Consider the following 6,693-nt stretch of genomic DNA (forward strand, 5'->3'; position numbering starts at 1 on the left):
CATTACGCACGTTGGCGCTCATTTAGTCGCTCTCGTCGCCGCTTTCCAGTTCGCCCGCAAGGGCTACGTCGATCGGGTCGAGCAGACCCGCGGCACGAAGGTCGTCCATGCCGGGCAGATCGCGGCGACTGCGCAGGCCGAAATGGCTAAGAAATTCGGGGGTTGTCGCATAGGTGAGCGGCCGCCCCGGCACTTCGCGCCGACCCGCGGGCCGTACCCAGCCGGCCTCCATCAGCACGTCGATGGTGCCCTTTGCGACCTGAACCCCGCGAATTGCCTCGATCTCGGCGCGGGTCACCGGCTCATGATAGGCGATGATCGCGAGCGTCTCGATGCCGGCGCGGGAGAGGCGGCGGGGCTCCTCCCGGTCTCGACGGAGGAAGCGGGCGAGGTCGGGCGCGGTCTCGAAATGCCAGCGGTCGCCCCGGCGAACGGGAGCGATGCCGCGACCGGCATAATCCTCGACCAGCTGTTCCAGGGCGCGGGGCACGTCCGCCCCCTCCCCCACATAGGCGCGGATGGCGGCGACGCTCATGGGGCTTTCGGCCGCGAACAGCACCGCCTCCACCGCGCGTACGAGTTCGTCGGGGGCAGCGCTCATCGGATCGCCCGGATTCGCAGGGGTGCGAAGGGGGCGCTCTGGTCGAGCTCCACCCTGCCCTGGCGCGCGAGCTCGAGCGCGGCGACGAAGCTGGATGCGAGCGCGGAGCGCCGGAAAGCGGCGTCCGCGTCCTCGGGAAGGAAGCGTTCGAGGACCGTCCAGTCGAGGTGGCTGCCGAGCATCGCGGAGACCCGCTCGATCGCGGTTTCCAGCGTCATCACCGGGCGATGCTGGACGATGTGGAGGACCGGCCGGGTGCGTGCGCTCACCCGGCCATAGGCCGCGACCAGATCGTAGATTTCCGCCTGCCACAAGGTCTGGCGCAGCACCCGCAGCCCCTCCGGCGCGCCGCGCGGAAAGACGTCGCGGCCGATGCGGTCGCGGGCGAGCAGTCGGGCGCCCGCTTCCCGCATCGCGTTCAACCGCTCCAGGCGAAGCTGCAGGCGCAGCGCCAGTTCCTCGGGATCCGGCTGCGCCTCCGGATCGCGGGGCAGCAGCAGTGCGGATTTGAGGAAGGCGAGCCACGCCGCCATCACCAGATAGTCGGCAGCGAGTTCGAGCTTCAGCGCGCGCGCCTGCTCGACATAGGTGAGATATTGTTCGACCAGCTTGAGGATCGAGATTTCGCGCAGGTCGACTTTCTGGGTGCGGGCGAGCGCGAGCAGCAGGTCGAGCGGGCCTTCCCAGCCCTCCACCTCCACCGTCAGCGTGTCGTCCGTTTCCATCGCGCTGTTAGACAGGCTCTGCCGTCCGATTGCCAGAGGCAGCGGGAACGGCGCCTCAGCCGAGTGCGAGCAGGGCGTCGCGCTTCGCGAGGAGCGCGGCGACATCTCCGATGGCTTGCGAGCGGACGACGCCCGCCATCGCCCGGTCCAGCCGCGCCCGGCTTTCGGGTGCGATTTCCCCCAGGCGACCGGCAATCTCGACCATCTCGTCCATGCGGGCCCAGCAATCGAGCACCAGGTCGCACCCGGCCGCGATCGCGGCGGATGCCTTCTCCCCGGCGGTGCCGGAGAGCGCCTTCATGTCGATGTCGTCGGTCATCAGCAGCCCGTCGAAGCCGATGCGGCCGCGGATCACGTCGGCGATGACCGTTGGGGACAGGGTGGCGGGGCGCGCCGCATCCCAGGCGCGGTAGACGACATGCGCGGTCATCCCCATCGGCGCGTTTGCGAGGGTGCGGAACGGCGCGATGTCCTGTTCCAGCGCGGCGTCATCGACGTCGACGACCGGCAGTTCCAGGTGGCTGTCGACCACGGCGCGGCCGTGGCCCGGCATGTGCTTGACGATGCCGACCACCCCGGCGCGGGCCAACCCGTCGAGTACCGCGCGACCGATCGCGGCAACCTGCATCGGTTCGGCGCCATAGGTGCGCGCGGCGACCGCGGCGGTGGTGTCGGGCTGGCGCACGTCGAGCAGGGGCAAACAGTCGACGGTGATGCCGACCTCCGCCAGCGTGTGCCCCATCGCCTCTGCATTGGCGCGGGCGGCCTCGATCGCGGATGCCGGTGCCACGTCCCAAAGCCTGGCAAAGGCGGCGCCGGCGGGAAAGGCCGGCCATTCCGGCGGCTTCATGCGGGAAACCGCCCCGCCCTCCTGGTCGATCAGGATCGGGAGGGCGTCGCGGCCCGTGAGCGCGCGCAGCGAGTCCGTCAGCGCGCGCAGCTGCGGCCGGTCGACGACGTTGCGGCCGAACAGGATGAAGCCGGCCGGTTCCGCATCGCGGAAAAAGGCGGCTTCGTCGTCGGTAAGGGCGGGGCCGGACAGGCCGAAGATCACGGGCTTCATGCCCGCTGCCTAGCCCCTAACCCCGGCCCTGAGAACCCGGGCCTGAGAAGCCCGCTATATCAGCGGGCGATGTAGCAGCCCTCGCCCGCCAGCTTGAGCTTTCCGCACAGTTCGCCCGCCTTGCCGGCATCGCCTGCGTCGACGCGCAGCCGATAGACGGTCTTGCCGTTCACCTCGGCCTGTTCGATCGAGGGATTGAGCGGCGCGAGATAGCCGAAGCGTTTGGTGAGGCGCTGCCAGCTGCTGTTGGCAACGCTCGCCTGCGGGAAGGAGCCGAGCTGCACCACCGAGCCCGACGCGGTGGCGACCGGGGCGGCGGCAACCTGGCGCGCGGGGGCGCGGGCCTGGAGATCGCCGGCAGAGGCGGGCACGGCGGCGACTACCTTGGCGGCGCCGGGCGACGGTGCGGCGACGGGCGCCTGCACGGGCGTGGGCTGGCCCACCAACGGCGCCTCGGGCACCTTGCTCAGGTCGACGCGTGCCGCACCGGCATCACGCCCCTCGCTGGTGGCAAAGACCGTGTCGCCGGTTCCTTCGACTTCCATGCCGCCGGGCGCGTCGGGCTTCACCTTATAGGGGCCCTTTTCGGCCGCGATGATCGCGCCGTTGCCGCCACCGCCGCGGGTGACGCTCGCACCGAAGTTCAGCGCGGCCCAGACGACACCGCACAGCACCGCGACACCAACGAGCACGAGCAGCAGCACCCGCCACATCGACGCCGTCGCCTCTGGCGGGGCGTCGACGCTCTCCAGCCACGGCAGACGATCCTCGTCGTGCGCATGCAGTCCCGTGGCGAGCCGTTCGGCCATCAATGCAACTCCTCGACGGCCTCGACGCCCATGATGGCGAGGCCGTTGCGGATGATCTGCCCGATTGCGTCGGCGAGGAAAAGCCGCGCGCAGGTGAGCGCAGGATCGTCCGGCTGGAGATAGCGGCGCGACGGATCGTCGTTGCCGACGTTCCAGGCTGCGTGGAATTCCGCCGCCAGATCATAGAGATAGAAGGCGATGCGATGGGGCTCACGTGCCGTTGCCGCAGCTTTCGCCACGCGCGGGAACTGGCCCGCGCGCTTCACGAGCCGCAGCTCGTCCGTATCAAGCCGGGACAGGTCGACCGCGTCGCAGGTGATCCCTGCCTCGCGCGCGCGGCGGTGGAGCGACGCGACTCGGGCATGGGCGTACTGGACGTAGAAGACCGGGTTGTCCTTCGACGCCTCCACCACCTTGGCGAAGTCGAAGTCCATCTGGGCATCGGCCTTGCGGGTGAGCATGGTGAAGCGGACGACGTCCTTGCCGACTTCCTGCACCACGTCGGCCAGCGTCACGAAGTTGCCGGCGCGCTTGGACATCTTCACCGGCTCGCCAGCGCGCAGCAGGCGCACCATCTGGACGAGCTTCACGTCGAACCGCACCTTGCCCTCGGTCAGCGCCTGGACGGCGGCGACGATGCGCTTGACGGTGCCGGCATGGTCGGCGCCCCAGATGTCGATCAGCTGGTCGGCGGTCTGCGCCTTTTGGAAATGATAGGCGAGGTCGGCGCCGAAATAGGTCCACTGGCCGTTCGATTTCTTGATCGGGCGGTCCTGATCGTCGCCAAACTGGGTCGAGCGGAACAGCGGCAGCTCGACCGGCTCCCAATCCTCGGGCGTCTCGCCCTTGGGCGCTTCGAGCACGCCGTCATAGACGAGGCCGCGCTCGCGCAGCCACGCCTCGGCCTGCTCGGGCTTGCCGGCGGCCTGAAGCTCCGCCTCCGACGAGAAGAGGTCGTGGTGGATGCCGAGCAGCGCCAGATCCTGCTTGATCATGACGAGCATGGCGGCGACCGCTTCCTTGCGGAACGTCTCCAGCCACGCGCTCTCGGGCGCGTCGACATAGCGATCGCCATATTCGGCCGCGAGCTTCTCACCGACCGGCTTCAGATAATCGCCGGGGTAGAGACCCTCGGGGATCTCGATCGTCTCGCCCAGCGCCTCGCGGTAGCGCAGGTGCGCGGACCGGGCGAGGACGTCGACCTGGCCGCCGGCGTCGTTGACATAATATTCCCGGATCACCTTGTGCCCGACGAATTCGAGCAGGCTGGCGAGTGCGTCGCCGACCACCGCGCCACGGCAATGGCCCATGTGCATCGGACCGGTCGGGTTGGCCGAGACATATTCGATGTTGACGGTCGTGCCCTCACCCATCGTCGAGCGGCCGTAGTTGCCGCCCGCCTGGATGATGCCGCGCAACTCGTCGCGCCAGCTGTCCTCGGTCAGGGTGAGATTGATGAAGCCGGGGCCCGCCACCGAGACGCTGGCGACGGTGTCGATCTTCTCAAGCTCGGGCACCAGCTTTTCGGCGAGCGCGCGCGGATTGCTGCGCGCGGGCTTTGCCAGCACCATCGCCGCGTTGGTCGACAGGTCGCCGTGGCTGGGGTCGCGCGGCGGCTCTACCGTCACGGCGCGTCGGTCCAGCCCCTCGGGCAGGTCGCCCGCAGCGACCAGCGCGTCGAGGGCAGCGTCGAGATGGGCGGCAAAGCGTGCGTAAAGCGTCATGGGGTTTCCGGTGATGAAGATCAGCCGGCCTCTAGACCAACCCCGCCCCTCACGCAAAAGCCGCGTGCGGCCAGCTCAGAAGCCTTCCGGCAGGGACACCTCGCCCACCAGTTCGCGGTAGCGCGCAATCGCGTAGCGATCGGTCATGCCGGCGATAAAATCGGCGACATGGCGGCTGCGTCCCGGCTCGTCCTCAGGCAGATCCGCGCCCCAGTCGGCGGGCATCCGCGCCGGGTCGTCGCGATAGGCGGCGAACAGCCCCGTCACCACCGTCCGCGCGGCATCCGCCGCCGCGAGCTGGGAGGGGTGGTGGTAGAGGTTGGCGTACATGAAGCGCTTGAGCATGCGCTCCTGGTCGCGAACCCGGTCGGAGAAGCCGACAAGGCAACGACCGGCGGCGCGGACGTCGGCAACGCTACCTACCCCCGAGTCGGCGATGCGGCGCCGGGTCTCGGCGATCAAGTCGTTGACCATGGCGCCGATCTGCGCGCGGATCAGCTCTCCCACCAACCGGTCGGCGGGAACGTCCGGGAACTGCGTGCGCACCTCGTCCCAGCGTTCCGCGACGATCGGCACGCCCAGCATCTGATCGAAGGTGAGCAGGCCGGCGCGCAGGCCATCGTCGATGTCGTGGTTGTCATAGGCAATGTCGTCGGCCAGCGCCGCGACCTGCGCCTCCAGCGACGACCATTCCTGCAACCGCAGCGGAAAGGCCGCGTCGGCCTCGGCAAGCGCCCAGCCCGGCCGGCGGACCGGGCCATTGTGCTTGGCCAAGCCCTCCAGCGTGTCCCAGGTGAGGTTCAACCCGCGCCAGCGCGGATAGGGACTGTCGAGCAGTGTCAGCGTGCGCAGCGTATGGCCATTGTGGTCGAAGCCCCCGACCGCCATCAGCGCATCCTTCAGCGCGTCCTCGCCCGCATGGCCGAACGGTGGGTGGCCGATGTCATGGGCCAGGCACAGCGCCTCGGTCAGGTCCTCGTTCAGCCCCAGCGAGCGCGCGATCGCGCGGCCGATCTGCGCGACCTCAAGGCTGTGCGTCAGGCGCACGCGGAAATGGTCGCCGTCCGGCGCCATGAACACCTGGGTCTTGTGGCGCAGCCGGCGGAAGCTGATCGAATGGATGATCCGGTCGCGGTCGCGCTGGAAGGCGTCGCGCGGCCCCCGGGTCGTCTCGTTGCCCTCGCTGTGGAGGCGGCCGCCGTGCGCCTGCGGGTCCGTCGCCCAGGGCGCTTGTGGTCTGGTCACTTGGGAAGCTGCTCGATCTTTTGCCCAGGCTCGCTGGTCCAGGAGAAGGCGGAAACGCCCTGCTTGGAAAGGGTGTTCACGAACGCCTGCGCCTCCTGATTGGTCTTGAACGGGCCGATCAGCAACCGGTTGGTGCCGCGGGCCGATGCGACGGAGGGGGTGCGGCCCTTCAGCGCGGGCGCCTTTGCTGCCAGGCCGCGATAGGCCTTGGGCAGGTCGGCCTTGTTGGCGCCGCCCGCGATCTGCACCCAGGCGCGCGCCGGGTCGGGCTTGGCCGCAACCGCCTTGGTGGTCTTGGCCTTGTCCTTGCCGGTGGCGGTCTTGGCGTTCGCCTTGTCCGCCGTGGGCTTGCCGGCTGCGTCCTTGTCCGTCGCCTTGCCCTTGGCTGCGGGCGATTCCTTGGCAACGGGCGCCTTGGCGGCCGGCTTGGCCGGCGCGGGCTTGGCCGGCTCGGGCTTGGCCGGCTCGGGCGTCCGGGTGGCCGCCGGGGCGGGTGCTACCGTGCCGGACGGGGCGGGCGCGGGGG

7 protein-coding genes are annotated in these 6,693 nt (G+C 69.6%); all 7 read right to left on the reverse strand.

Annotated elements, in window-relative coordinates:
• Window positions 1-22 precede the first annotated feature (22 nt).
• Entirely contained in the window at window positions 23-601 is a 579-nt protein-coding gene (gene scpB / locus QP045_RS09700; protein ID WP_422514778.1) for an SMC-Scp complex subunit ScpB, read from the reverse strand.
• Entirely contained in the window at window positions 598-1,326 is a 729-nt protein-coding gene (locus tag QP045_RS09705) for a segregation and condensation protein A (protein WP_422514779.1), read from the reverse strand. Before QP045_RS09705 ends, scpB begins: the two co-directional genes overlap by 4 nt.
• Window positions 1,327-1,381: 55 nt before the next feature.
• Entirely contained in the window at window positions 1,382-2,389 is a 1,008-nt protein-coding gene (gene nagZ / locus QP045_RS09710; RefSeq protein WP_422514780.1) for a beta-N-acetylhexosaminidase, read from the reverse strand.
• Window positions 2,390-2,448: 59 nt separating this feature from the next.
• Complete coding sequence (locus QP045_RS09715) at window positions 2,449-3,198, reverse strand: SPOR domain-containing protein (protein WP_422514781.1); 750 nt, start codon at window positions 3,196-3,198, stop codon at window positions 2,449-2,451.
• Window positions 3,198-4,922: an arginine--tRNA ligase gene (gene argS / locus QP045_RS09720; protein ID WP_422514782.1), complete on the reverse strand. Its 1,725-nt coding sequence runs from the start codon at window positions 4,920-4,922 to the stop codon at window positions 3,198-3,200. Before argS ends, QP045_RS09715 begins: the two co-directional genes overlap by 1 nt.
• A 75-nt stretch (window positions 4,923-4,997) precedes the next feature.
• Complete coding sequence (locus tag QP045_RS09725) at window positions 4,998-6,167, reverse strand: deoxyguanosinetriphosphate triphosphohydrolase (protein ID WP_422514783.1); 1,170 nt, start codon at window positions 6,165-6,167, stop codon at window positions 4,998-5,000.
• The coding region (locus tag QP045_RS09730; RefSeq protein WP_422514784.1) for an SPOR domain-containing protein at window positions 6,164-6,693 on the reverse strand (530 nt) is incomplete at its 5' end. The genes QP045_RS09725 and QP045_RS09730, both read right to left, overlap by 4 nt.

It is taken from the genome of Sphingomonas sp. 3-13AW, assembly GCF_049311085.1.
In the GTDB taxonomy this organism is placed as follows: Bacteria; Pseudomonadota; Alphaproteobacteria; order Sphingomonadales; family Sphingomonadaceae; genus Sphingomonas.